The organism is Pseudoalteromonas sp. SG43-6 (assembly GCF_014164365.1).
GTDB classification, from domain to species: Bacteria; Pseudomonadota; Gammaproteobacteria; order Enterobacterales; family Alteromonadaceae; genus Pseudoalteromonas; species Pseudoalteromonas rhizosphaerae.
Window position 1 is genome coordinate 157961 of sequence record NZ_JACJEZ010000001.1, and the last position, 26410, is coordinate 184370.

At 40.4% G+C, this 26410-nt stretch carries 24 protein-coding genes; 17 read left to right on the top strand and 7 right to left on the bottom strand.

Annotated elements, in window-relative coordinates; translation table 11 throughout:
- Window positions 1-852 carry a D-hexose-6-phosphate mutarotase gene (locus H5201_RS00690; protein ID WP_182739467.1) on the bottom strand — a complete coding sequence of 284 codons (852 nt, stop codon included), beginning with the start codon at window positions 850-852 and terminating at the stop codon, window positions 1-3.
- 335 nt (window positions 853-1187) lie between these two features.
- Here H5201_RS00690 and H5201_RS00695 point away from each other — a divergent pair, with 335 nt between their 5' ends.
- The 14 genes from H5201_RS00695 to nudB all read left to right on the top strand — a co-directional run bounded on the left by H5201_RS00695 (window position 1188) and on the right by nudB (window position 15880).
- Complete coding sequence (locus tag H5201_RS00695) at window positions 1188-1682, top strand: MarR family winged helix-turn-helix transcriptional regulator (RefSeq protein WP_145240209.1); 495 nt, start codon at window positions 1188-1190, stop codon at window positions 1680-1682.
- A gap of 118 nt (window positions 1683-1800) precedes the next feature.
- Complete coding sequence (locus tag H5201_RS00700; protein WP_145240207.1) at window positions 1801-3099, top strand: porin; 1299 nt, start codon at window positions 1801-1803, stop codon at window positions 3097-3099.
- A 298-nt stretch (window positions 3100-3397) separates the two neighbouring features.
- Window positions 3398-3793, top strand: coding sequence for a YbaN family protein (locus H5201_RS00705; protein ID WP_145240205.1), 396 nt, complete (start codon window positions 3398-3400; stop codon window positions 3791-3793).
- 76 nt (window positions 3794-3869) lie between these two features.
- Complete coding sequence (locus tag H5201_RS00710) at window positions 3870-4502, top strand: PepSY-associated TM helix domain-containing protein (protein WP_149982265.1); 633 nt, start codon at window positions 3870-3872, stop codon at window positions 4500-4502.
- Entirely contained in the window at window positions 4502-5005 is a 504-nt protein-coding gene (locus tag H5201_RS00715) for a DUF2271 domain-containing protein (protein WP_145240201.1), read from the top strand. Before H5201_RS00710 ends, H5201_RS00715 begins: the two co-directional genes overlap by 1 nt.
- A 36-nt stretch (window positions 5006-5041) precedes the next feature.
- The gene (locus H5201_RS00720) at window positions 5042-5884 is read left to right on the top strand and encodes a DUF4198 domain-containing protein (RefSeq protein ID WP_182717530.1); all 843 of its coding nucleotides are present in this window, start codon (window positions 5042-5044) and stop codon (window positions 5882-5884) included.
- 317 nt (window positions 5885-6201) lie between these two features.
- The gene (locus H5201_RS00725; RefSeq protein ID WP_182783474.1) at window positions 6202-8598 is read left to right on the top strand and encodes a PKD domain-containing protein; all 2397 of its coding nucleotides are present in this window, start codon (window positions 6202-6204) and stop codon (window positions 8596-8598) included.
- A gap of 227 nt (window positions 8599-8825) precedes the next feature.
- Complete coding sequence (locus H5201_RS00730) at window positions 8826-9716, top strand: DUF4097 family beta strand repeat-containing protein (RefSeq protein WP_145240195.1); 891 nt, start codon at window positions 8826-8828, stop codon at window positions 9714-9716.
- A 526-nt stretch (window positions 9717-10242) separates the two neighbouring features.
- Window positions 10243-11013 (top strand): pirin family protein, encoded by a 771-nt coding sequence (locus H5201_RS00735; protein WP_259399643.1) that lies wholly within the window; start codon window positions 10243-10245, stop codon window positions 11011-11013.
- Between the two features lie 52 nt (window positions 11014-11065).
- Complete coding sequence (locus tag H5201_RS00740) at window positions 11066-12919, top strand: monovalent cation:proton antiporter-2 (CPA2) family protein (protein ID WP_145240191.1); 1854 nt, start codon at window positions 11066-11068, stop codon at window positions 12917-12919.
- A complete protein-coding gene (locus H5201_RS00745; protein ID WP_149982269.1) occupies window positions 12912-13808 on the top strand; it encodes a LysR family transcriptional regulator in 897 nt (298 codons plus the stop codon). Before H5201_RS00740 ends, H5201_RS00745 begins: the two co-directional genes overlap by 8 nt.
- A gap of 116 nt (window positions 13809-13924) precedes the next feature.
- Entirely contained in the window at window positions 13925-14614 is a 690-nt protein-coding gene (locus H5201_RS00750; RefSeq protein WP_182767421.1) for a pirin family protein, read from the top strand.
- Window positions 14615-14642: 28 nt separating this feature from the next.
- Window positions 14643-15371: a sulfite exporter TauE/SafE family protein gene (locus tag H5201_RS00755; protein ID WP_149982271.1), complete on the top strand. Its 729-nt coding sequence runs from the start codon at window positions 14643-14645 to the stop codon at window positions 15369-15371.
- A 65-nt stretch (window positions 15372-15436) separates the two neighbouring features.
- Window positions 15437-15880, top strand: a complete 444-nt coding sequence (nudB, locus tag H5201_RS00760; RefSeq protein ID WP_182717536.1) for a dihydroneopterin triphosphate diphosphatase — start codon at window positions 15437-15439, stop codon at window positions 15878-15880.
- Window positions 15881-15925: 45 nt separating this feature from the next.
- Here the strand turns inward: nudB and H5201_RS00765 are convergent, their stop codons facing one another.
- From H5201_RS00765 to H5201_RS00775, 3 genes are read right to left on the bottom strand one after another with little or no spacing between them, the layout of a single operon-like run.
- Complete coding sequence (locus tag H5201_RS00765) at window positions 15926-16804, bottom strand: DNA-binding domain-containing protein (RefSeq protein WP_149982273.1); 879 nt, start codon at window positions 16802-16804, stop codon at window positions 15926-15928.
- On the bottom strand, window positions 16801-17742 hold the full coding sequence (locus H5201_RS00770; protein WP_149982274.1) for a DUF692 domain-containing protein: 942 nt from the start codon (window positions 17740-17742) through the stop codon (window positions 16801-16803). Before H5201_RS00770 ends, H5201_RS00765 begins: the two co-directional genes overlap by 4 nt.
- Before the next feature lie 13 nt (window positions 17743-17755).
- Complete coding sequence (locus H5201_RS00775; RefSeq protein WP_259398452.1) at window positions 17756-20029, bottom strand: ferritin-like protein; 2274 nt, start codon at window positions 20027-20029, stop codon at window positions 17756-17758.
- A gap of 552 nt (window positions 20030-20581) precedes the next feature.
- Here H5201_RS00775 and H5201_RS00780 point away from each other — a divergent pair.
- Entirely contained in the window at window positions 20582-21892 is a 1311-nt protein-coding gene (locus tag H5201_RS00780) for a mechanosensitive ion channel family protein (RefSeq protein ID WP_149982276.1), read from the top strand.
- A 72-nt stretch (window positions 21893-21964) separates the two neighbouring features.
- Here the strand turns inward: H5201_RS00780 and H5201_RS00785 are convergent, their stop codons facing one another.
- On the bottom strand, window positions 21965-23110 hold the full coding sequence (locus tag H5201_RS00785; RefSeq protein WP_182767425.1) for a DUF1624 domain-containing protein: 1146 nt from the start codon (window positions 23108-23110) through the stop codon (window positions 21965-21967).
- On the bottom strand, window positions 23100-25172 hold the full coding sequence (locus tag H5201_RS00790) for a TonB-dependent siderophore receptor (protein ID WP_182783476.1): 2073 nt from the start codon (window positions 25170-25172) through the stop codon (window positions 23100-23102). The genes H5201_RS00785 and H5201_RS00790 overlap by 11 nt, the downstream gene beginning before the upstream one ends.
- 111 nt (window positions 25173-25283) lie before the next feature.
- On the opposite strand from H5201_RS00790, the gene H5201_RS00795 reads away from it, so the two are divergent.
- Together H5201_RS00795 and H5201_RS00800 are read left to right on the top strand one after the other, a co-directional pair.
- Window positions 25284-25445 carry a hypothetical protein gene (locus H5201_RS00795; protein ID WP_182717542.1) on the top strand — a complete coding sequence of 54 codons (162 nt, stop codon included), beginning with the start codon at window positions 25284-25286 and terminating at the stop codon, window positions 25443-25445.
- A 79-nt stretch (window positions 25446-25524) separates the two neighbouring features.
- Window positions 25525-25770 carry a DUF3297 family protein gene (locus H5201_RS00800; RefSeq protein WP_149982278.1) on the top strand — a complete coding sequence of 82 codons (246 nt, stop codon included), beginning with the start codon at window positions 25525-25527 and terminating at the stop codon, window positions 25768-25770.
- A 146-nt stretch (window positions 25771-25916) separates the two neighbouring features.
- Here the strand turns inward: H5201_RS00800 and H5201_RS00805 are convergent.
- Window positions 25917-26410 (bottom strand): energy transducer TonB (locus tag H5201_RS00805; protein WP_182783478.1); only part of this gene is annotated, 494 nt, incomplete at its 5' end.

The following is a 26410-nucleotide window of genomic DNA, read 5'->3' on the forward strand; positions in this document are numbered from 1 at the left end:
TTACACCCAGCGAATGGTCGTCGCTAAGGTATGACTTTCGCCTGGCGCTACAATCGCACTATCATCCATTACATTTGCCGCTTCAAGGCACAACATTGTATGGTATTCATCATCAGCAAAATTAGATAAACGCTTAGACTTATCAATCCACGGGTTCCACAGCACACAAGAGCTGGAGTTTTCACGGCCGACTTCAATAATTCCATCCGGGGTAATAATACGCTGGATAACTGCGGCTTGGGTATAAACCATATCTGTTTCACGAGCAAAACCAACCAGTCCATCTTGATCAAACGGGCCTTCGCTAAACTCAATATATTTGGAACCTTGCAGCCCATCCACTTGAGTTTCTTCAATAGCAGGGGTTGGAAAATAAGTGTGCAGCGCTTGCGTGAAAGTAATAGTTTGGTTACTTAAATTAGTGGTTGTTAAACGCACTTCAAGCTGATTAGTTAGTATAAATTCAACCTTTAGCTTTGATTTGTGTGGCCAGTAGGTTTCATCAACTTGTGCCATTGGCAAGGTTAAGCTAACTCGAATTTCATCGTCTTGCTCTGCAACTTCATCTGCTCGCCATAAGCTCGTACGTGCTACACCGTGAATTGGCCACTCAGGATTTGGATTGACACCAAACCATGGCCAACAAATAGGAATGCCACCACGTATACTTTTACCTTCTTGGTAATCTTCTTCGCTTGATACCCAAATTAATGGCTTTTTGCCACTTGGCGTGAATTCAGTGAGTTGTGCACCTTGTAGAAAAATTTTAGCGCTACAAAGCTCGCTTGCAACATTGATATATTCTAAACCAGTGTCAGTTTGTTCGATGCTTACAGATGGAGATAACTTCATTATACGTCCCATAAAAATGAAAAACCTATCTCACCTTACCCAATCCCCAACCAATTAGTAAATATTATTTAGTGAGTTTTTATGTCAAATTTACAATTTTTCACTCTGTCATGACTTATAGGTAAGCTCAGCACCAAAAACGTTTAATTAAATAATATGCAAATGAACTAAATTTAATTTCAACTCAAAACAAATAAAAAACAGCCACAGTTCTGTGTAAAGCCAATAATACAGTATAAATCGACCTTATCTATTTGAACTCTATTTATTAGATGTGTAATATTTATTGATTGCGCGAGCGCCTTGACCGCAAACCATCTGCGAATGAGATAAAAATGAAAAAATATGACGAATTATTGGTTTCTTTACGTAAAGTGATCCGCGCGATCGACCTCCATTCTAAGCAGTTAAATAAAATCTCCGGCCTTACCGGTCCGCAGCTATTAATTATGACTGAAGTAGCACAAACTGATGGTATTACAGCCAGTCGCATTGCCCAAAATGTAAACCTGAGTCCTGCAACTGTAACTAATATCTTGGATCGCTTAGAAAACCGCGATTTAGTGACGCGTGTTCGCAGCCAATTAGACAAACGTCGAGTGAGTCTTTACCTCACTGCAAATGGTCAAACGATTCTGCAAGCAGCACCACAACCGTTACAAGAACACTTTATTGAAAAGTTCTCAGCCTTAGACGAGTGGGAACAAAGCCAGCTACTATCATCAATGCAGCGTATTGCTACTATGATGGATGCTCAAAGTATAGATGCAGCTCCTTTATTAGAAGTTGGTGTGCTGACCCGCGCCGCTGAAGGCAAACCCACCGAATAAATAGTTTATAAAATCATATTAAACAAATGATTACCCTAGAACGCATGGTTAGTTAACTTGGGTTAAAGGTACAATTAGTCTATTCTATACAGACCTATATCAAGAATAGCGATTTATCATGCTTAAACTATCAAAGTTAGCTTTCGCGACTATGCTAGGCGCAACAAGCAGCGCCTCATATGCTTCAGACATTGATGCTATGCAAGCTCAACTTTCTCAACTCCAACAACAGATGCAGCAACTGCAACAGCAGCTTGCGGCTGAAAAAGCAAAACAAGCTAAAGTTAATCAACAGCTTGAAGAACAGACCAAGACTATCGCAAAGCAAACTCAAGATAATACCGAAACAGCCCTATCCGGAGTTAAATTTGGTGGTGCAATTCGTACTAACTACAGTCACACCTCATATGATGACGGCAATAAAAACCGTGGTGGCGATTTTGATTTTGATATTTTCCGTTTAAATGTTTCTGGCGATATTGGTGGAGTCCTGATCGGCGGAGAGATCCGCTTTTTTGATTACATGACCGCAATAAAATCAGCATGGGCAGGCTATCAATTTACTGACGACTGGCAAGTGCAAGTAGGTATCACAAAAGTGCCGTTTGGTAATGATCCTTATAACTCCCATAACTATTTCTTTAGTGCAAACTACTACGTTGGTTTAGAAGACGATCATGATTTAGGCGTGATGTTTAAACGTAAAGTAGCTGATAACTGGCAGCTCGATTTAGGTTTTTTCAAAAATGACGAACTCGGTGGTGTCGATGGTTATGTTGAAGATCGCAGCCATCGCTATTCGTACGATATTGTTGGTAGTCGCACCGTCGACGAGGGTATTTATGCCGAACCGAGCAAAGGGCTTGGTGAGTATAATACCTTTGCCGGCCGCTACGCCTATTACTTTGAACACGGCAAAGGCATGACCACAGAAGTCGGAATATCAGGCTTGGCCGGTGGCTTACATGACGGCCAAGACCGCGCAGGAAGTTACAACGCATGGGCACTGCATGTAAACAGCGTTATCAATAACTGGAATATTCAGCTACAGCATGGCGAATATGACTACAATATCGATGACACTAATCGTATCGCGGTTGGCGCATATGGGTTTTATGACTCTATTGCGACCGATGCAACCACCAGTAGCTTTAATGTCGCTTACAGCGTACCGGTTGAATGGGGTCCAGTAAGCAACCTGCAATTTTATAATGATTACAGCGCGATCTATAACAAGTCTGATGACACTGCCGATACTTGGATGAATGTTACCGGGGTATCCGTCGCGGCTGGCGGCTTGTTCACTTACTTTGATTTAGTTCATGCCCGCAATCAAGCATTTGTAGGTGGCTCTGTTGCCGGTGATAGTAATGAAACCGAGCGTCGATTTAATATTAATATTGGCTATTACTTTTAATCTTTAAAGTCAGCCTGTAATTAGGGGGGTTAGTCTTAAGAGGTTACCTCCTCATAAACTCATCCGTCATAACGCTGTAAGCAATGACTGCAAGCAATTACATTCCCATCAACTCATAATAGGATATAAAAAGAACAGCGGCATCAGGTTGAATCGCAAGCTGAGGCGCTGAACGTGGCAGAGTATAACGTCATCGAGTACAATTAACTGACAATGCTGAGTAAACTAGCAGCATATTGTTTAACGTTGCTTGCCAAGCATTTAGCCGTTTTCAACTTTATCAGGCACAAGTCTATTCATGAATTTAAAAGTAATTTTAGCCACTTATAAAAGTATTGGCTATCAACTATTAGGACTAGCCTTGGTTGGGCTGGGAATTATAGGTATTGTTTTACCTGTGATGCCCACCACTATTTTTTTCATTTTGGCATTAGCGTGCTTTACTCGCTCGTCCCCAAAACTCGCTGCTTGGTTACTCAATCATCCTCGTTATGGCGTAACCTTACGCCATTGGCAAAAGTACAAAGTAGTACCCGTAAAGGCGAAGTGGTTTGCGGGTATTGGTATGTCACTTGGCTTTATTGTATTGCTGCTTTGTGCACCGCCGTGGTGGGTTTTACTGCTGGTAGCCTGCATCGAAATAGCGGTTATGATTTATTTACTCTCTCGCCCTTCAAAATACCTACCAATGTAAATTTCGTAAATAATGTTGTGATAACTAATGCAAATCATTACCATGTAGATAATATTGCTTAACTACTAAATTATTTATGCCGTTAATAAATAAACGAACTTTATATAGTACCAGTCGTGCGTTGCATATTTATCTATCAACAGCATTGCTGTTTTTGCTTATTTTATTTGCTGTCAGTGGGATTGTACTTAATCATGTTGATTGGCTAGAAGGCGATAAAAGTGATGGGCAACTAACCACATCACTCCCAAGTGCATTACTTGAGCAGGGCCAAGAAAACCTAGCAACCTTACCCATTTTATACCCTGAAATAGAAGCTTACTTAGCCAACCAATATGGCTTAACTAAAGTAAAAAGTATCGACTGGGAAAAAGAAGATGCACTTGTGATGCTCGACTACCCACTGCCTGCAGGTTTTGCCTTCGCAGAACTTAATTTCATCAGTGGCGAACTGAATCTCGAATATCAAACTGGCGGCTTTTTAAGCTTAATTGGCGATTTACATAAAGGCCGTCATAGCGGCGAAGCATGGAGCTGGGTGATTGATATATCAGCCGTGTTAATGATTTTTTTTGCTATCACCGGGATGATTATTTTATTTCAAAATAGAAAAAAACGCTTAGTAGGAATATGGCTAACAGTGCTTGGGGTCGCAACACCAGCAGTCATTTATTTATGCTGGGTTCCGCAACTAAAAGGAGTGTCTTAATGCTAAAACTTAATACCTTAATAAGCGCTGTTGTTTTATTTACAGCAGCTTTGTTTCAACCTCATGCGAATGCCGCTGAACTTGAAATAGAACTAACCCTACCTGATCTAGACGTACAACCTTACCATCGACCTTATGTCGCGGTTTGGCTAGAAACCCCAGAGCGTAAGCATGTAACCACGGTTGCCTTATGGGTTGAAAAAGCAGAATGGTTTAAAGACTTACGCCAGTGGTGGCGTAAAGCCGGAAAAAGTGACGCTAACTTTGATGGTGTAACAGGTGCAACAAAGCGCCCAGGTACTTACACCATTAACTGGAATGGCACAGATCTAGATGGCAAAGCCGTAGCTGCAGGCAAGTATTTACTTAATTTAGAAGTCGTTCGCGAAGAAGGTGGCCGTGATTACACCCGTGTAGAACTTGATCTAAATAAAGACGGCAAGATCACCATCGATGGCACCAATGAATTTTCACAAAGCTTCGTCACCATTAAAAGTCAGTAAATGTAGCTGCTAAAACAATTTAAATAAGGAAAGACTATGAAAATCAATTTACTTAAAAGCGCATTTATCGGCGCACTTACTTTCACTGCCCTAGCATCTAGCTATGCCAATGCACATGCTCGCTGGTTAGTGCCTTCGCACACATCTCTTTCAGGCGACAAAGCACATTATGTGATGATCGATGCCAGTATTTCGAATGAAATTTTCGCACCAGATAAAGCATATCGTCCAGCACAAAAAGGCGCGGAATATGATGATAATCTGATTATGGCAATCGGCCCTGATGGCAAACCAGTTAGCGATAAAATTCGTGCATATTATCTGCAACGTAAAAATTCAGCGGCGGTAAAACTAGCTGGGGAAGGTACTTATCATATAACGATGAGCCAAGAACCACGACTAATGACTTTTTATAAAGATGCCAAAGGCGAACGTGGCCGTGTATTTGGCCCTAAAGACAGTAAAGATATCCCAGCTGATGCAACCGATATTAAAACCACAAAATCGATTGCAACGGTAGATACATTTGTAAGCCGCAACGGCACCTCAAAACCTGCGCTACTTGGTCAAGGCTTAGAGATCAGCGGCCCGACTCATCCTAATGATTTATTTGTTGGTGAAGAGGCGCGTTTTCAGTTATTAAAAGACGGTAAACCTGCTGCCAACATAGAACTTGCCATCTTAAAAGGTGATACACGTTATCGTAACGAACGTGGCGAAGTTAAAGTAACCACAGATAAAAACGGCTTTTTCACTAACACATGGCAACACCCTGGACTATACCTTATTGAAGCAAGTGTGAGCGAAGGTTCAACTGAAAAAGGTATCGATAGCGTACGTTATTCATTATTTACTACCTTAGATGTAGCACCTGAATAAAACCCCTCATTAAAAATAAAGGCCAAGTAACTTAGCTTGGCCTACAACTCGAAATAAACACATAAACAACTTAGCGCCAAAATTTTTCTAAAATTTGAATTTAATTCTTTTATTTTCCCTCTTTTGGGTTCATATTATAAACAATTAAATTAACATAACTATAAAATATTTAACGGAAATAAATATTATGAAAAATGGACTTTATACCAATCTAATTCAAACCAGAAATAATCCTCATTTAAATTTAATAGCAAGCACTACAGGCTTAGCTTTACAGTACCACTAAACACAACAAAACCAACAACAAGGAAAGTAATATGAAATGGAGTTTTTTAATCCAGCTAGCTTTGATCCTAACTCTCACAGCCTGTGGCTCAGGAGGTGGTGACTCAGAAAAAAAACCAACCAATAAAGTCACTAACAATAAACCCGTTGCCATGATCAGTGCACCAACCGGTGAAATGCGGGTAAATACCGCGCTAACATTTAGCGGTACAAAAAGCAGCGATCCCGACGGCGATTCATTAGTTTATAAATGGCGCTTAACCACTGCAGACGGACAAAATGAGATCGCTCTTGCTGTTGATAATGAAAATAAAGTTGAAGTATCACTTGCTGAAGCAAAGAGTTATAAACTAATTTTAGTTGTGAGCGATGGCAAACTTTCGAGCGCCCCAGTTGAAAAATTAATTGAAATTAAAGCCGATCCAACGCAATTAATTGCTCATGCAGGACTTACTCAAACAGTAAAACAAGGTGATGTGGTTGCATTAAATGGTGCGCTAAGTAGCACATCTAACGGTGTAATAAATAAATACTTATGGCAGTTTACGGCAAAGCCTCTTACCAGCAATGCAATCATAGAAAATAATAATAGCGTTACCAGCAAATTCATTGCAGATAAAACAGGTGCTTACGCAATAAAGCTAACCATTACTAATTCACTGGGGGAAACAGCAAGCAACGAGGTAATGATAAAAAGTGAATCTTTATACGAAAATTCAGCTCCTCAAGCGGTTATTAAAGTACAAAATAAAACCGTCGCTCCTCGCAGCATAGTCACATTAGATGGCAAGCAAAGCAGTGACCCTGATCAAGGTGATACACTAAGTTATCTGTGGACTATTACCGCACAACCTGCCGATAGCAACCCGACACTCACTGATAACTTAAGCCATACCGCAGGCTTCTCTTCTTTAGACCTCGGTGAGTACACGCTCTCACTAACAGTTAAAGATCAATATGGTGAAACTGATACCGCCACAGTTACTTTAACTGTAGAGATAGCAAATCAAGCTCCTATTGCACAACTTGTAGCTGAGAGAAACATTAACTTAGCTGAAACTATTACTCTGCAATGCGAACAATGCAACGATCCTGAAGGGCAACCCTTAAGCTACCTTTGGCAGATAAAAAGCAGACCTGAGAATAGTAAAGCGCAGCTAATCCAAGGTACGACAGCAACCCCTTCTATCAGTGCTGATATTGAAGGTGATTATGTGATCACATTAATCGTATCAGACGGACAGCTTAATTCTGAGCAAGTAATAAGCGTTCTTCACGCTCAAGCCAATGCAAAACCAACAGCGATTATTGCTGATGTAGCACCTATTTTAGTCGATGAAGAAATTCAACTTGATGGCTCACAAAGCACAGATCCTGAAGGCAAAGAGCTTACCTACCAGTGGGAAATTTTATCGCCATTAGGACGTGCTACGCTTTCTAACACAGACGTTGCTAAACCTTACTTTAAAGCATCAGGTGCAGGAAGTTTTGTTATTTCGTTACGTACCAATGATGGTAATAAAGACTCCGATACGCAAACAATCACTATCATAGTTAGAGACAATGCAAAGCCAGTCATTATTTCTAAAGGCGAACAATTACGTCAGGCTTTTGTTGGTAATATAGTAACATTTGATGTTAGCCAAAGTTACGACCCTGAAGAGACCAATCTTAATTATACTTGGGGGCTTACCAAGCCTAATGAGTCAAATGCAGCACTGGTAAACATAAAAGATGGCGTCGCTGAATTTACCCCTGATATTATAGGTAGCTATAATGTCACTGTTACTGTTACTGATGCTGAGGGCAATGCAGCTGTAATGGAGTTTGCGATCTCTGCTACCGATTCCGCTTTACTAACAGGCATAGTTAAAGGACAAATTACCAACGTAGCTAAAGTTGGTATCAATAACGCTATACTGATGATAAATGGTAAGCAGCATACTACAAATAGCAGCGGCTTCTTTGAGGCAATAGTTAGTGTTGAACAAGGCGCAACTGTTAGTATTTCTACAGCAGATGAAAGACTGGCAACTAGCGAGTATAGTTCAGCAGCGATAACACAAAATGATTTTATCATTAATATTAATCAAACAAGCCTACCGGTTTTTCAAGATGTAGAAGTCTCTGTATTCGTCTGTCCTGATTTTACTGGACCCGACACCGTAAATCTGCGCTTTAAAATGATCGATACTATTTTAACGTCGAATAGTTTTCAGGCTCAGTATGATGAAACCAAGCCTTTGATATTACAAAAAAGTAATAACACATATCTAGATAGCACACTAAATATTGCACTCCCTGTAACTGCAACATATGAAATAACCGTGGTTGAAGACAATGTGCGCAATACATCTTATTCAAGTACTGCTATTTACTACTCTCAGTCGCCCCCAAACTTAGCGATAATCACCATTTGTAATAATTAGAAAAAACTAAGCCACTTCACGCGTGTTGAAGTGGCTTAGCGTACCTTCCAGATCCAATCTAAAGAATATTAAGAACAACCCTAAATTTGGTATTTTTGACCACTTATTCGCTATACTTATCTGATAATAAAAATAAAAACCAATAAAAACAAATCATTAAATTTTGGCTTTGTTTTTGCTATAAATTAGCAAATCGTAAAATATAATTAACAATGAGAAAATAAATAATGATCAACAAACCTCTTTCTTTGCTAGCCAAAGCCCTTCCTATTGCCACTAGCCTATTGTTTCTCAGTGGCTGTATTGTGCATGTTTCAACCTCGTCAGCCAATATACAACAACAGCAGCAACGCTCAATATCAGCGTCACAATTACAGCAACTAAGTATTAATGCTGAGGCGGGTTCACTTAAAGTGATCGGCTCAACCACAGCAACTAACATCAGCGTAGATGCCACTATTTATACAGCAAAAAGTGATGACCCTTACATACTTACTCTGGAACAAAAAGGCGATAAAGCCGTACTTATAGCAAAAAATTATAGTTCATCAGGAATAGTGGTATATCAAGGTAATTCACCCAGTATTGATTTAGTTATTACTGTGCCAAGCTCATTTAACCTTGAGATTGACGATGACTCTGGCGATATAGATATTGCTGGTGTACTAGGTAATATCATTATAGATGACGACTCAGGGAGCATTCGTATTGATCAAGGTCATCACGTCACAATTGACGATGATTCAGGGGATATCGATCTGCAAAATATTACTGGTAATGTAGAGATCAGTGATGACTCTGGCAGTATTACTGCACGTAACGTTGCTGGCAATATGACTATTGAAGATGATTCGGGTGATATAACCCTTACTAATATCACTGGCAGCGTAGATATTGACGATAACTCTGGCAGCATCAATGCCAAAACTCTAGGCAGTTACATCACCATTGAAGATGAATCGGGTGATATTTATGTTGAACATGTAAATGGCCTAGTCACCATTGAGGATGGCTCAGGCAGTATTCGTGTTAACGACAGTAAAGGTCTCACCATCATTGACGCTGGCTCTGGTGATTTGAGCATCGATAATATCAACGGCCCAGTAAAACTTAACTAACTCTTGATGTAAAACGGCCAAGTAATTGGCCGTTTTTTACTGTCTAATTTTGTGTTGTCGGTCGTGTGATCACAACAACTGCTATATTTTGCTAATCGCAAATACCCTCAGCGTCTTATCGCAATGCTTGATGAGCGTAAATGTGTCGTCGCTAGTTTCCCTACCTACGGTATTTTGCATTAAAAGCATCAACAAGTAATAGTAAGCACTGTTTACTACGCATAAAGCTCCTTTTAGTGCCATACAACACACCATTAAAATTCTTTAAAAAAGAATATTAACGCCTATTTTTACTAATTTTCGTTCTTTTAACGTGAGTATATTATTAATCAAGCATCAATAGTGATACTCGAAATTAAGTGATCATCTATTGTTAGGGCTATAACTTATGTATTCAATTAATCGAATCAACGTGACTCTGCTTGGTCACCTTTAAGGAGCAAAACATGGCTAAAATACTCAACCCAACTGAACATGATATTGGTGGCTTAAACGTAAAGCGCGTACTGCCTAATTTTGATAAAAAATGGTGGGACCATTTATCTTTTTTGATCACATGGGACCAAACGATTTTCCTGTTGGCCAAGGGATCAATGTTCGCCCTCACCCGCACATAGGCTTATCAACACTCACTTATTTATTTCGCGGCAGCATTTTACATCGCGACTCGCTAGGTAATAATTTAGAAATCCACCCAGGCGATGTGAACTGGATGACGGCAGGTAAAGGCATTGTTCACTCAGAACGAGAAAGCTTTGAAGTGCGCGCTAACCCGCATCATATTGACGGCTTACAATGCTGGATTGCGCTACCAGAAAATATGACTGAGATTGAGCCTTCATTCACCCATATAAAAAAACAGCAACTACCACACATAATTCATGAAGGTATCATGATGCGCTTAATTGTTGGTGAAGCTTACGGATTAAGCTCCCCAGTTAAAACCTACTCCCCCATGTTTTATATTGATGTGGTTGGCAGCGCCAATAGTCAAATTAAGTCGCCTAACCCACAGCAAGAAACCGCGTTATATGTTATTTATGGAAGCGTTACCGTGGGTCAACAGGATTATCAAGCGGGTGATTTTATCCTACTTGATAACCTCGATACTGATATTCACTTTGCCAGTGATGCACGCTTTATTTTGCTCGGTGGCGATAAATTTGAAAAAGTCCCATACTTGCATTGGAACTTTGTTGCTTATAGCAAAGAACGCTTAGAGCAGGCAAAACAAGACTGGCAAACTCAACGTTTCCCAAAAATCCCTGGTGACGATAAAGAATTTATTCCGCTATAGTAAACAGTATTTTAAGGCATAATAAGTTAGCCAGTATTAGCAAAGGACAACTATGTTAGAGATCGCATTAATTTATTTAGCCGCAGCCATTGTTGCGGTGCCTATCGCAAAACGCCTTGGGTTAGGCTCCGTACTCGGCTATTTGCTGGCAGGTATTTTAATTGGCCCGTATTTGCTGGGGTTAGTGGGCGATCAAACGTCTGTTATGCACTTTGCTGAATTTGGTGTAGTAATGATGCTGTTTTTAGTCGGCCTTGAACTACAACCAGCAAGGCTTTGGAAGTTACGCCACTCTATTTTAGGGCTTGGGGGTTTGCAAGTAACCCTAACAGCCGCGGTAATTTTTGCAATTTGTTATTGGTTTATGGCCATGCATTGGCAAACAGCACTAGCAATTGGTTTAATGCTCGCGCTTTCTTCAACAGCAATTGTGCTACAAAGCCTGGAAGAAAAAGGTTGGCTGAAAAATGAAGCCGGCCAAAATGCGTTTTCGGTACTGCTATTTCAAGATATTGCCGTTATTCCTATTTTAGCATTACTACCATTATTGGCGTTTGAGCCAATGTTAAATGCCACCAGCACGCATAATTCGCTAACTGCTGATTGGCCAGTTTGGGGGCAAGTAACCGCCTCAGTAACAGTGATCGCGGCAATTATTTTAGCTGGTAAGTATATTTCTGCGCCGCTATTTAGGTACATTGCTGAAACCAGAATGCGGGAAATATTCACTGTATTTGCGTTATTTTTAGTGGTAGCGATTGCGCTGATTATGCAAAATGTTGGCTTATCTCCAGCGTTAGGGACTTTTTTAGCTGGTGTGGTACTGGCAGAAAGTGAATTTCGTCATGAGTTAGAGGCCGATATAGAACCCTTTAAAGGACTGTTATTAGGATTGTTTTTTGTCGCTGTCGGTGCCTCTATCGACTTTGCATTGTTATTTAATCAATTTACTTTAGTGGTTACATTGGTTGCCGCTTTAATTGTTGTAAAGGCCGCTGTTTTGTATGCCTTAGCACGAACTTTTAAAATTCATCATACCCAGCAACTGTTATTCACTTTAGCCTTAGCACAAGGTGGTGAGTTTGCTTTTGTGCTCCTGACGATGACTAATACATTGCAAATTTTAACCCCAGAACAAAGCAACTTAACCACCTTAGTCGTGGCCATCTCAATGTTAATAGCCCCTTTACTATTAATGCTTTACGACACATTACAAAAACGTAGCAACACAACAACAAAACCTGAGTTTGATAAACCAGAGCAGATAAGCCCAGCCAAACACGTAATCATTGCTGGGTACGGCCGTTTTGGACAAATTATGGGGCGCTTACTGAGCACCCAAGGGTATGATATTAGTGTCCTTGATCACAGTCCTAGCCAAATTGATCTGCTGCGCCGCTTTGGTAATACGGTGCATTATGGTGATGCAGCACGTAAAGAACTACTCGAAGCCGCTGGAGCTGATACCGCACAATTACTGGTTATTGCTATTGATAATGCCGACAAAACTCTCGAAATAGTTAAACTTGTCCGCAAACACTTTCCGCACTTAAAGATTGTGGCGCGCGCTAAAGATCGTCGCCATGCTTACCAATTACTTAATTTGCACGTTGATGCGTTTAACCGAGAAACCGTTGACTCTGCCATCAACCTTGCCGTTGAAACCCTAGAACTATTAGGAAATTCAAAAGAAGACTCGCAGCGCGCAGGACACTTATTTAGAGAGCACGATCGTGCCTCAGTACTGCAACTAGCAAAACTGTGGGGCGATGATCACAGTTATGGTGTAGCTGTACGCCAACGTACTGAAGATCTAAAACAAGTACTCAATCAAGATAAACGTGCCAGAGAATCACTCAATACCTGTGACCAAGGTGACTGCGAGGACAACCATAAAGATGCTTAAAATAACTTTAGAGCAATGGCGTATGTTTAGGGCTGTGGTTGAACATGGCGGTTTTAATCAAGCATCACTAAAAATTTATAAAAGCCAATCAAGTATTCACAATGCTGTTGGTAAAATTGAGACCGCTTTAGGTGTTAAGTTATTTACTATTGAAGGACGTAAAACCGTGATCACCGAAGCTGGTGAGATGATGATGCGCCGCGCTAATTACCTACTCGATGAAGCCGCCAAAATAGAAGCAATTGGGCAGACCCTCAGTGAGGGGATTGAAAGCAAATTACGTATTGCTGTTGATGAAGTTTTTCCGCAAGCACTGCTTTATAAAGTACTCAACAATACCTCGGCAATGTATCCATTATTACGTATTGAATTATACGAATCAGTACTGACTGGCGCGAATGAATTACTAGAGAACACCAGTGCCGATATTGCAATATCGGGATTCACTGGCAAAGCCGGGTTTAGTGAAGAGTTGTGCAATATCGAGTTTACTGCTGTTGCGCACCCAGATCATGCGTTACATAGCATCACCCGACCTATCACCCTTGAAGATTTAAAATCGCACCGACAAATTGTGGTACGCGATTCAGCCTTACACAATAAACAAGACGGTGGCTGGTTAGGTGCCGACCAGCGCTGGACAGTAAGCCATATGCGGACTTCCATTGATATGATCAGCAACGGCTTAGGCTTTGCTTGGCTACCTAGCACAGCGATTACCAATCAGTTAGCACAAAATCGGCTCAAGCCCCTTAATCTTAGCCACAATAGTAAGCGCAGTGCCATGCTACATTTACTATTTAAAGACGGTGATCGCCTTGGCCCGGCAGCGCGCACATTCATTGGCGAGTTACGATATCAAGTAATGCAGGCTGATCTTGATTGCTAATCAAGGGCTTTCATTCTATTAATTAGAACAAATAGTCCTTTTAAAAGCGATTTTAATCTTCCTTATAAAACTTATACTGCTGCTATTCAAATTAGCGTTTAATCAGGAGTTAAGTTATGCACTACATACGCAAAGCCAGCGAGCGCGGCCAAGTTGATCTTGGTTGGTTACAAAGTCAGCATAGTTTTTCATTTGGCCATTACCATGATCTAAAACACATGGGGGTGTCAGTACTTAGAGTGATCAACGAAGATAAAGTACTTGCAGGCCAAGGCTTTGGCACTCACGGACACCGAGATATGGAAATAATTTCCTATGTCATTTCAGGCGCATTAAAACACCAAGACAGCACTGGTAATGAATACATTGTTCCTGCTGGTGACGTGCAACGGATGAGTGCCGGTAGTGGCATTATGCACAGCGAATATAATGCTTCAAATTCTGCAACAGCGCACTTTTTACAAATTTGGATACAACCCAAATTGCGTGGTATAGCCCCTAGCTATGAGCAAAAAAGTATTCCGCAAACAACTCAGCTTACACCACTTGTTACACCAAATGGCGAACACGGCAGCGTGAGCATCAACCAAGATGCTAGTATCTATCGTTTAAAACTTGATGCGGGTCAATCGCATACATTGCAAACAGCGGATAGAAAAGGTTATTTGCATATTATCTGCGGGCATATAGACGCAAACAAGCAAAATTTTAGTAACGGCGATGCCTTTGCACTAAATCGCAATGAACGGGTAACATTAACAGCCACCAGCAGCTTAGAAGCGCTGTGGTTTGATCTACCAGCATAAAGTAAATAATCAGTAAGTAGAAAAACTAATGACAGTAACAACCCTCTCTATCATCGCATTTGTCGTATTGCTCACCGGCGTGTCAAAATCAGGCTTTGCAGGAGCGCTTGGAGTGTTTAGTGTCCCTTTACTAATGCTAGTGATGCCCCCTGTTGCCGCAATCGGTTTGATGCTACCGGTACTTATTGTTGCCGATGTCTTTAGTTTAAAAAGTTACTGGCAACAATGGGATATACAGCAACTTAAACGCTTACTACCGGGTTTATTGGTAGGCGTAGTTATTGCACATGCGTTAATTGGCTGGTTAGACGCGGCGTTTATAAAAACAGCGATTGCTATTTTATGTATAGTGTTTGCTATTCGCAGTTTAGCCTTTAGCAAGTTTACTTTGAGTGCCTTAAATAGCCGTTTAGGTGCCTTCTCTATGGGCGGTTTAGCCGGTATTGCAAGTACCTTAGTACATGCTGGCGGCCCACCTTTAATAATGTATTTCAGTACCATTAAGTTACCACCGAAACGATTTGTCGCAACTGTGGCGATTATTTTTGCGATGATGAATGCCGTCAAGCTTATTGGCTTTATTAGTCTGGGTTTAATCGAAATAAAGTGGGCATTAATTGCACTTGCCAGCTTGCCGATTGCTTTTTGTGGTAATCGTTTAGGGATCTGGTTGCAGGGCAAACTCAATACTTCGCAGTTTCTGAAAATAATGAATGTACTACTCTTGTTGCTGGGTATTTGGTTGTTAGTGATGTGATCTGGCTAGTTAAACATTTCGTAGTTAGGTAAACTGATTCAACAAACGCTATTTAAGGCTCTATTTTGTTAAATAACCAACCACTTCGTAAACCCTTCTCTGTACTGGTTGTTATTTATAAAAAAAATAAAGACTGTTTACTGATCCAACGTACCGATGATGCTAACTTTTGGCAATCAGTCACCGGCGGGATTGATGAAGGCGAAACGCCTATTGTGACAGCTTACCGTGAGCTATTAGAAGAAACAGGGATAGATGCCCGCGCACTGGGTTTAACAATACGTGATCACCAAAAAACCAATCAATATACCATTAGAGAGTCATGGCGACACCGCTATCAAGCCAATGCGTTAATTAATACTGAGTATGTTTTTAGTATTTGCGTACCCGATGATATCGCCATTACTTTAGATCCGAATGAGCACACTGATTTTATTTGGCTAACGCAACAACAAGCGGCTGACAAAGCCTGGTCGCCAAGTAATCGCGATGAAATCTTGGCGTTATAGTTTATTTAATTGTTATCAATTAGGTTAACTGCTTACTTGTAGCACTTATTGAAACAACAAGCCCATATTGATTGCTTGTGGCAACCACATCATTGCGTCTGAGGTTAACTCATCGCTAGAAACCTCTAGCTGTAATGCTGTTTGCTTAATCGCCATATTAAAGCTACTTCCTTGTATACAAAAACCGAGTAGCAAATACTGCCAATGAGCTAAAGACCAGACTCTAAATCTATAATGTATACGTGTTAAAGCAAGGTAACATGGTTGCTGAATAGGTAAAATCAACTCATCAGGCATTACTTCTAATTTTGCTATGCAGGCTTCAATTTGTGAAATGAGCTCTAAAATAGGGTAATCTAATGTTATTACTCGCAAACAAGGCGCCGCTTGAATATCAGTATTATTTACTAAACACGTGAGCATTTGCTGTTCGATAGAAAGCTCGGTTGCCGTTACATTTTTTTCAAGACCTTGGGCTACTAACACCTCAGACTTGGTGCGTTCAAATAAGGCTATTTGAGCAGGTAAATCGACCATAGTTTGTTGAGCAACATCGATTATACCTTGTGGTTTAGTTTGTGCTAAAAATTCGGCGAATTGCTCACCTAAATAATATAGACTCCAACTTTTAGAAGGCACCGTCACAATAAATGCTTTAGCAAATGTGGAAAATAACGTATCTCCCATATACTGCGCCAACAATGAAAACTCACAACGTAAACAATCCACAAGCCTTAGCACATAACCTGCAGCGTAAATATCTACTCGCTGCTGGGCTGAAATTTTATCTGTACTTTTAATTAGCGTATCAAGCATAACGCCATCATGCGCATATGCCTGTAAGAGTTTATCATCCAAATCACCACGAACAATTAATACTGTTTGCAACCAATGCTGCACTTGCCTCAATGAATGTTCACTCATAATTTCTCTTTAGCTAAAACCAGCGGTGTAGAAATACAACCTTGTTGGTGGTTATTTTGTACTGGAGCATGAGGAATTTGACCCGCTAATACAGTTTTAGCTTTGTTTAACTCAGCGACTAATTCAGGAAACGCAGGAATATTTGCATCCCATTCCAGTAAAGTCGAGACAGGCCCACATAAAGATTGCGCGAGTTGATACAATTCCCATACAGGTTCAGGAACTGGTTTATCATGGGTATCTATCAAACAATGCCCGCTGAGTGTTGGCCCCGCCAAATGCATTTGCACAATACTTTTAAGCGGTAAGTTTTTTATATATGTCCTTGGGCAAAAACCGTGATTATACGCCGACACATAAACATTATTAACGTCTAGCAGCATAGCACACTGTGTTTGTTCGACCAGCTGCGTAAAAAACTCCGGCTCCGTGAGCGACGAGTTTTGAAACTCTAAATAAGTAGAGGGGTTCTCCAGCACTAATGGCCGCTGTAAAAAGTCTTGTACCTGATTAACCCGGTTAATAACATGCTTTAAGCTTTCCTCAGTAAGCGGCATAGGTAGTAAATCGTGGCTATTTACTCCTGCAAAGCCTGTCCAACATAGATGATCTGATATCCACGCTGGTTTTACAAAATCCGCCAATGCTTTTAACTTTTCTAAATAGTCAAAATCAAGCGCAGAGCTACTGCCTATATTCATAGACACACCATGCATAACAATAGGGAAATCAGCCATCAATTGTTCTAATACATGACGGCCATAGCCATAATTATCGATGTAATTTTCACTAATGATCTCAAACCAATCAACCCCTGTTACTGGTTTTTGCATTAAGTACGGATAATGCTCACTGCGCAACCCCAAACCAAAGCCTAGCGGGTTTATTTGCTCAATAGCAGAAGCAGCAAAAGGCTGCTTCTGTATGTATGATGTCATGTATTCAATCCAATTAAGTTGAAGGCGGAAGCGCTAAGCGAATATCATCTGCAGGTGGCGGCGTAGTTTGCACTCCTTTTGCATTACAATAGGCCTGCCACGCGATACTGTAAACCGCATCACCTTCTTTAAATGGCATTTGCTCTAGAACTTTACCTGTTTCTGGGTCGGTATATGGTTTAGCCGTAGATGCATAGTCTGGTCCATCACCAAATTCAAATAATTGCATCTGGGGTTTTGCTGATGGCTCTTTTGGGAATAGCTGCGAGGCAGAAATCGGCACAGCACAACCACCTAAATTATTACATTTGTTATTTGCAGGAGCGCTAAATGGACCATCAGCAGGGGCGCTACCACCACAGCTTCCTCCCGGTGTTGTGCTATGCACAAACCCACACCCACCTTGCGCTTTGCAATTGTTCGAACCTTTACAGCTGTGGAACACTGTTGCGGGAGGTAAATTATTTGAATTTTCTTTTGTATAATCCATACCTTGGCACGCATGGTATAAAACATCCTTAGACATATCCGCAATACCCGCAACCAGATCTGGAGCCTGCCCTGTTGTAGCCCAACAAATAGATACTCGATCGCCCGACCCCCCCATTGCAGGACCTGGAAACTCAGTCGTTTTACCACCCCAATAGCGATCCAATGCTGTGGTAAGTCCTTTTAAAGTGCCAACCGCTGATTCACTAAAAATTTGATGTGTTTGTGCACGACGTTCAGGGCTAGAAAACAAATTATTCAATGCTTTTTCTACATCAACTACAGCAGGTAAATCTGGGTGCTTCTGCTTAGCCTTATCGCCACCTTGCGGGTTAAGCATTGCTACTGTAAATTTACCGCACAAGTTATGCCACGTTTGCCAGGTCATATACACTTGGGCCGCGTTGTTATCACTGTAAGATTGACCCTCTTGGTATTCATATTGAATAATCAAATCAAGTACATCAGCAAAGGTAATAAAATGATCTTTTTTAGTATTTGTAATACGTGCGCATGCAATACCAGATACAGGAAGTGGCTTTTGCCCAGCGCTATCCGCTGGGTAATCTTCTTTTAGGTTATCAGCATTAGGTTGAAACTTAGCAGCGACCTGATGATCATCTGCCTCAATCGGTGTGCTTTTCAATGCTACCGTTTGTTGCTGCAAATACGTTATTACCCAACTCTCTGCCGCCCAGCGGCTGCAGATTTCAGAAACAACACCTTTACCTTCACCTTGATCCGTTATTGCATTGATATTATTAACAATCTCAATTTTTAACTTATCTAGATCATTACTTTCATTGATTGAACCATTAATCCCCGGGTATTGCGGTTTATATTCGGCTGAGTCACGAGTATTAAAGTAATCACGTTGCACGGAATCAGGTTTAGCTGGATTCACCAAAATATCAATTAAGCTACTACCATCCTCATACACAATTTCAAGATAGTCCCAATAACAGCAATACATATGCCCGATAGAACCAAACATAGGTAAATCAACTTCTGTATCTGTTGCTTTAAACCAATCAAAAGGAGCTGTTTCAAAGTATTTAGGGCGAACGCCATCTAAATCTTTATTGATTATTAATTTTTTTGCACTTTCCTCGGTTTCTTCAATCAATAAAAACAGTAAAGCCTGCTCTTTTGTCAATGCCGCTGCATTGACTCGCATATCTTGTAGTGTTTGACCCTGAAAGTGAGTTGTAAAGTATTCTTTCACTTTAGGGCTAAGTTTTGATAAATCACGGCTGCAGTCTTTAAAATCTAAGATATGCGGGATTTGCGTTGTATCGTCATAACAATGCCAACCAAACTTTTCTGTTTGCAGTGCATTACTGGTAAATGAAGGAGTTAGATTTAGTTTACTGGCGATATTAGAAGCCAACTGTAAATGCAGCATTTCTTCTATAAACACACTATAAACAGCATTAAACGCCTGTTCATTTACGCTCAGTGGCTTGCTGGGTTTTGGCGTTGGAGTAATATCTAATTTTGCTATTCGTTCATTAGGAATAAAGCCTGCTGTTGCCCCTAACCCAGGCCATAAACGCTCGGGATACAAGCCTTCATCCCCACCTATTGCATGCATGCCTTGTATTGAATACAGACCTGTCATATATAACGGGATGGTAAATAACTCAACGTTAATCGCAGCTTGTGCGATGGCTTTTATACACGCAATATCAGCGTCTTTGTAACTTACGGGACGCTCTTTAATTTTTTTGTATTGTTTGATGCTGACTTTAAGATCAAGATCGAGGTTAATCCTTACCGCCTTTTGTGCACTCTGCATTTTCAATTGCTCCATGATGACAGTTATATGCGACCAAGAAACTTGTCGCGTAAGTCAAATGAGTGTAGAAGGTTTCATCAGCGATGCAGTATTACAATACATTACAAAAGTAGATATTTGGCACAGAAGTAAAACTAATACTTTAAAACCAAAGAAAAAGTGACTAAAAAAACATTGATAATAAAACCACTATTTTAAAAGCATTTAGATAAGTGAGTCCTTATTGCGATTGCAGATATTTCGCACTATATGAAAGCTAATAATTTTTTAGTCCCAAAAGCTCACAACCTACAACTTTTATTTATTGCCACTCCCATGCTATCAAAAGCATTATCAAATTTACTCCAATAGACACTCTAACTTTGTTTGGCTAGCATAACGACAAGCGGCCGAAAAGCTTGCTCACTCAGTAGTCGCGGTGAAATACTCACGCTAAATGACACAGTAAAGCTCTACTATTTGTCAAATTTATTGATACGTTTATTTATTCTGTAAATTTTTAGACTTATCAGCCATAGTAAAGATCTTATTTTATCTAAAAAAGTACTCCGTATGGATAGTGAGTTTTTTTCCAAACAATTTGAATCTGTTTGGTTATTGATCCAATCAATGCTTAGCCAACAAGCAACGTATCTACAATTATTGGTGATCATCACCAGCTATGCTGCCGCCTATTGGATTTATTCTAAAACAGTTAAAAAGCGCGTTGATAAGCACACTAAAGTGGCGTCCGATCACCCAATAAACATTATGCTGTTTCGACTTAGCAATATCGTTTACCCGCTAGTAGCAATCATTTTACTGCGAATATTTACCTCTATCGGCATCACTGTAGACTTGCAAGTGTGGTTAATGAATACCGCGCTCAACATTGCTATATTGCTGTTTGCTTACTCAATTATTAAAGAGTTTGTTAGCAGCCCTTTTATGTCAGCACTGTTTAAGTTAGTTGGCCTGCCCGTTTTGCTGTTGCACCTACTGGGCTTTTTGCCAGCATTTATTAAAACCCTTGAAGCGGTTTCGATTAATTTAGGCAATATTCAAGTCAGTTTATATGGCCTAACTCGGGTATTGTTTTTTGGGGCTATTTTATTTTGGTTAGGTCGCGCTTCCAGTAATGTTGGTAAGGTTATAATTCGCAACCAGCAAACTCTGGATATCAGCACCCGCGAAGTCTTTACCAAACTCTTTGAAGTTGGCCTGTTTTGTGTCATCGCGTTATTACTGCTTAACATTATGGGTGTTAACCTCACCGCCCTTGCTGTGTTTGGTGGTGCGTTAGGTGTTGGCCTTGGTTTAGGGTTGCAATCAATCGCCTCCAACTTTATTTCTGGCATCATTATTTTGCTCGATAAGTCACTCACCATTGGTGACTTTGTTGAGTTAGAAAACGGCAAAAGTGGCTTTGTTCGAGAGTTCAAAATGCGCCATGCAATTTTAGAAACTTACGACGGCAAAGACATACTGGTTCCTAACGAAACCTTTATTTCATCACTGCTGACCAACTGGACCCATAAAGACCCAAAACAGCGCTACCGTGTTGATTTTAGTGTGGCATACGCCACCGATGTTAGAGCCATGGTAGAAATAATTAAACAAGCTGTTGCCGAGCATCCACAAGTAATTAGCGGGCCTGATGTACCATTTGAAGAGCGTCCTGACTGTGAAATAGATAGCTTTGGCGATAATGGCATTAATATGTTTGTGGAATTTTGGATGCAGGGAATTGATGATGGTAAAAACCGGGTTGGTGGTGATTTACTATTAATTATTCTAGAAACCCTCAAAGCTCATAATATTGCGATACCATTCCCGCAACGCGAAGTTAGAGTGCTTAATGAAGACATGCTAAAAAAAATGTAAAAAATAAAGGCATAAAAAGCGGTGTTATAAACTTATAACACCGCTTTTAACCACTAAGTAAGTGTTATATCTCTAAAGATACTTTAACCAAGGTTTATTTGCTTTGCGCTTATAGTGACTAAATGCCTTAGTTGGCCAATATAAAGTAACGGCTAACACAACCGTAATTAACCAAATCCATGTAATATCATTTACGGCAAAATATGCACCATGATTAGCACCAAAAATAGCACTGCAAATTGTGTATAAAATCAATAAAACGTAAAGATGAAAAATATAAAAGAACATCGGCACCGAGCCATACACTCTTAAAGCATTACTAAAGCGATTTAACGGACGCTCAAAAAACCATAAGCCAAAAAACATCAGCGCTAAAGTGATTAATAAAAAGCTCAGTGAAGGTGGATATTTGGTAACGTTAAATATCGACATAGCCGTTTGCACTGCTGTTGAAAACTGCTGCCAAGGTAGCGTTTCGCCATAGATATTTAAGCCGCGTAAAATAGCAAATAACGCTAGACACGCTAAGCCCAAACCAATCAGCCACTGTTTACGATCTTCACTGTCTCGGTTATGTGCATACAGTGGGCCTGCGCAGTAACCAAGTAATATAACCCCAATCCAAGGTAATACTGGGTAACTGATTTTGACATTAACTAAACCACCTTCAGAGATAAAGCCGCGATCGTGCAGAATAGTCCATAAGGTATAACCCCACTCATCAGGACTGAAGGTAATTGGTGTAAGTAAGTTATGACCAAAAACAATCAATAAACCCAATGCTAACAATAGTCGTTGCGGTAAGTTAATTAGTAATGCCAGAGCCAGCATACACAGGCCAATAGCCCATATCACTTGTAGAAAAATAGTCGGGATAAACCAAATCCACAAAAAGCAAATAACCGTAACTTCAAGGGCAATTAAAAACAACCCCCGCTTAACTAAAAAACTACGAGCAGAGCGCACTTTACCTGAGCTTGGGTGGCTATAAAGCCACGCCGAAAGCCCTGTTAAAAAGATAAAGGTTGGCGCGCAAAAGTGCGCTGCAAAACGGCTCCAAAACAGCCCTGGAGAGGTAACGTCAACATCCATTGGGTCTAATACCGGCATTTGCGAGAAAAAACGCTCTCGCACATGATCAAGTAACATTAATAAGATAACCACGCCACGCATGATATCGATACTATGAATACGGTTTTTAACTTGTTCAGAAGTCATATGTTATACCCAATTTAAACTGTGTTGGTGCACCAGGGTAGGCCCATAATGCATTGTAGCTACTGGCTATGTAGCTTTCATCAAATACATTATCAACATTAAGTGAAACATTTGTCCGTTCAGTCGCCTGCCATTGAGCAAATAAACCCACCAGCTGATAACTTGGTAAGTTAAAAGATAAGTTTACTGGGTCGCCTAGTCGCTCTGAAATATATTGATAATGACCACCAAATTTAATGTCTTGCTCAAGTACACGGGTATTGTGATTTAAAGAAAGCGAAAAATTATTTTTTGGTACGTTAACTAACGGGCTACCTTTAGGTATAGGCTCTAACCACTCAACATTAATCATGTCTTTGGCTGTTTCAGCCTTTACGTAAGCATACGAAAGTGTGTACTGAGTGTTTTCACCTAAACTACCAGTCAGATCAACCTCAATACCTTTACTGGTTACTTTACCAATAGGTTTTGAATAACCCTTATCGTCAGCCACCAACATGTTGCCTTTGCTAGCATCAAATAAAGCGATGGTACCGCTAACGTTGTCAAAGCCGAACTTCACACCCACTTCAAAGGAATCACTTTCTTCAAAACCAAACGATTTACCCTGAGCGTCAGTACCACTTAAAGGTATAAACCCTTCGGAATAGCTGGTATAAAGGTTAATCGCATCATTTAGCTCATATACCATGCCTAGCCGTGGGCTAAGTCGATTCATCGTGCTATCTGAAGCAACACCTGACTTAGTCTCGAAAATATTCTGCTCAATTTCATCAAACCGCAATCCCAGCATTAATTTAAAACGCTCGGTAAGGTCTAACTGATCTTGTACATAAATACCGTATGCCTTTTGCTTTTCATTGTTTTCATACAGTTGCGCAACATCGGGGCCTTGCCCTTCACTGTAGTTTGGCTGATAAATATTTAATGTGTACGTATCTTTACCACCACGATAACGATAAAGCCCAGTGCGAAGCTCATAGTCATACCCATCAACACCAATCAAAACATGGTTAGTGATATCAGCAAGATCAAAATGACCACTTAATTCTGCGCGTACTGACAAATCATCAGAGTAATAATCTCTATAACGGTGTTGACGCGTAAGCATAGGATTATCTAAAGACAAAGTCTGTCTTGGAGGAGATAGTTCAGCATCAGACGAAAAACCTGTTAACGTAGCGGTACGATGGTTAGCGCCCAATAAGAGTGACCAGTCGCGATTAAAGTCATAGTCATAATTAAGTTGGTGTCCGCGAGAGTGCACTTTAGTTGGCGCATCATTAGGGTTACCTAAAAAACGGCTTCTAGTTACGGTGTCAAAATTATCGTTAAGTACAACAATACCTCGGTCATACATTTGCTGCTGGTCAACGTACTCAAACTCATACGTTAATGACGATTTATCATTGATGCTGTAATACACCGAAGGCGTGATCACAAACTTATCATGATGTACGTGATCTCGAAAACTGTCACTATCTTGCCATGCACCATTAATTCGAAATGCAATATCTTCAGTTAGGCCGTTAGTGTAATCACCTTGCACACGTTTATGATCATCACTGCCAAGTTCAGCTTTTAACTGGCCTTGCTGATAGAACTGTGGTTTTTTAGTAATGATATTAATTGTACCGCCTGGTTCAGAGCGACCATAGAGTGCAGAACCAGGACCTTTTAACACTTCAATATATTCAATGTTAGATACATCACGTGGGCCCGCAAAACCTCGCCCACCACTAAAGCCATTAATTAAATAGCCTGATGGCATATTTTCATTACCCGATAGCCCCCTTATAGAGTAGCTATCCCACAATGCCCCACCATTATTTTTGCGAGAAATACTGGCAGAAAAATCAAGTGCATCCCTGAATTTAGTGATGCCATTATCAACCATCATTTCTTTACTTAATGTGGTAATTGACTGCGGCAGCTCTTTAACAGGAATATCTCCTCTAAAGGCTTGTTTATGTGCAATTGTGATGGTTTCTATATCTGATTCTGTGGCATTAGAGCCAAAAGAGAGTGCTGCAAAGGCAAGAGTTAATGCTGAGTACTTCATGATCCACTTTAATGATTGCTAGTCTTGTTTGGATATAATATAACATAATCGCAAAGCAGTGATACAATATAACGTTCAATTTAATAAAAAATAATACCAACCCTAAATGCTATGGTGTCAGCTACTCTGCAACTTGTTCGTAAATGGCATTGGCCTGAGCAAGAGCAAGCGACTAACCTCACTATGCGCTTTGATTATTACTTTGACAAAGATGTCACTCGTGACGAAATAATTAGCCACTGTATTAAGCAATCAAAGCAACTGTGCAGTTAATTTATTTTGATCAGTATATTGAGCCTAAGGCCTGTATTGCCTACAATGGCACACAATATATTCAATGCAGATCACAATTATGACTGATACAAATAAACCAGAATTACCAGATCAACTTTCGATCAACCCACGTAGCAAATTTTATGTAGAAGAAGTATTCGAGCATGAAATCGGCATTACACTTAACGGCAAAGAGCGTTTTGACGTTGAAGAGTACTGCATCAGTGAAGGTTGGATCAAAGTAGCCGCACCTAAAGCACTAGACCGCCGCGGCCAGCCATTACTTATGAAAGTAAAAGGCACAGTAGAAGCGTTTTATAAGTAACCGCTAAATAATTGAAAAAGCCGACTTTTGTCGGCTTTTTCATCACTGATTTTTACTTAGCGCTAGATAACGCTATAACATTACTTTAATACCTTTTTGCACTCGGCTCTATTTAAACTCATTGATACCTTGGCAATTAAAAGCCGTTACCTTATAAAAAACTCAACAGGTACAACAAGCTCAAGATTATTGCCTGCGATACCATTTGGTATGGCGGGTAATGGCTGTGCGCGTTGTAACATTTTGAGGGCTTCATCATCCAGCGCTGGGTAACCCGATGTTTGCTCTATGCGGCTTGTGACGATCATACCGTCACGACCAACTATAAAGTATACGATTACAGTGCCTTGCTGGCGTCTACTTTTAGCTATTCTTGGGTATTCTTTGTGCTTTTCTAGCCATGTTAATAAGGTCGTTGCATAGTTTTTTTTGTTTGCAAAACTAGCATTAATAGCCCCCTTGTTAAGGGGGGAGCTTTGCGTATTCGTTGCAACTTTTTTATTACTAGAGACAACGCTCTCTGCATTTATTGCTAAGCTTGCACCCTCTGCACCTTGGGCTGGTTTCTCTAGGGGCTTAGATTCTGGTTTAAGCTCTGGTTTAGGCTTCGGTTTAAGCTCTGGTTTAGGCTCTGGTTTAG

Coding starts and splice junctions, on each gene's coding strand:
- H5201_RS00690 (WP_182739467.1), bottom strand. CDS start 852: ATGAAGTTATCTCCATCTGTAAGCATCGAACAAACTGACACTGGTTTA.
- H5201_RS00695 (WP_145240209.1), top strand. CDS start 1,188: ATGAAAAAATATGACGAATTATTGGTTTCTTTACGTAAAGTGATCCGC.
- H5201_RS00700 (WP_145240207.1), top strand. CDS start 1,801: ATGCTTAAACTATCAAAGTTAGCTTTCGCGACTATGCTAGGCGCAACA.
- H5201_RS00705 (WP_145240205.1), top strand. CDS start 3,398: ATGAATTTAAAAGTAATTTTAGCCACTTATAAAAGTATTGGCTATCAA.
- H5201_RS00710 (WP_149982265.1), top strand. CDS start 3,870: ATGCCGTTAATAAATAAACGAACTTTATATAGTACCAGTCGTGCGTTG.
- H5201_RS00715 (WP_145240201.1), top strand. CDS start 4,502: ATGCTAAAACTTAATACCTTAATAAGCGCTGTTGTTTTATTTACAGCA.
- H5201_RS00720 (WP_182717530.1), top strand. CDS start 5,042: ATGAAAATCAATTTACTTAAAAGCGCATTTATCGGCGCACTTACTTTC.
- H5201_RS00725 (WP_182783474.1), top strand. CDS start 6,202: ATGAAATGGAGTTTTTTAATCCAGCTAGCTTTGATCCTAACTCTCACA.
- H5201_RS00730 (WP_145240195.1), top strand. CDS start 8,826: ATGATCAACAAACCTCTTTCTTTGCTAGCCAAAGCCCTTCCTATTGCC.
- H5201_RS00735 (WP_259399643.1), top strand. CDS start 10,243: ATGGTGGGACCATTTATCTTTTTTGATCACATGGGACCAAACGATTTT.
- H5201_RS00740 (WP_145240191.1), top strand. CDS start 11,066: ATGTTAGAGATCGCATTAATTTATTTAGCCGCAGCCATTGTTGCGGTG.
- H5201_RS00745 (WP_149982269.1), top strand. CDS start 12,912: ATGCTTAAAATAACTTTAGAGCAATGGCGTATGTTTAGGGCTGTGGTT.
- H5201_RS00750 (WP_182767421.1), top strand. CDS start 13,925: ATGCACTACATACGCAAAGCCAGCGAGCGCGGCCAAGTTGATCTTGGT.
- H5201_RS00755 (WP_149982271.1), top strand. CDS start 14,643: ATGACAGTAACAACCCTCTCTATCATCGCATTTGTCGTATTGCTCACC.
- H5201_RS00765 (WP_149982273.1), bottom strand. CDS start 16,804: ATGAGTGAACATTCATTGAGGCAAGTGCAGCATTGGTTGCAAACAGTA.
- H5201_RS00770 (WP_149982274.1), bottom strand. CDS start 17,742: ATGACATCATACATACAGAAGCAGCCTTTTGCTGCTTCTGCTATTGAG.
- H5201_RS00775 (WP_259398452.1), bottom strand. CDS start 20,029: ATGCAGAGTGCACAAAAGGCGGTAAGGATTAACCTCGATCTTGATCTT.
- H5201_RS00780 (WP_149982276.1), top strand. CDS start 20,582: ATGGATAGTGAGTTTTTTTCCAAACAATTTGAATCTGTTTGGTTATTG.
- H5201_RS00785 (WP_182767425.1), bottom strand. CDS start 23,110: ATGACTTCTGAACAAGTTAAAAACCGTATTCATAGTATCGATATCATG.
- H5201_RS00790 (WP_182783476.1), bottom strand. CDS start 25,172: ATGAAGTACTCAGCATTAACTCTTGCCTTTGCAGCACTCTCTTTTGGC.
- H5201_RS00795 (WP_182717542.1), top strand. CDS start 25,284: ATGGTGTCAGCTACTCTGCAACTTGTTCGTAAATGGCATTGGCCTGAG.
- H5201_RS00800 (WP_149982278.1), top strand. CDS start 25,525: ATGACTGATACAAATAAACCAGAATTACCAGATCAACTTTCGATCAAC.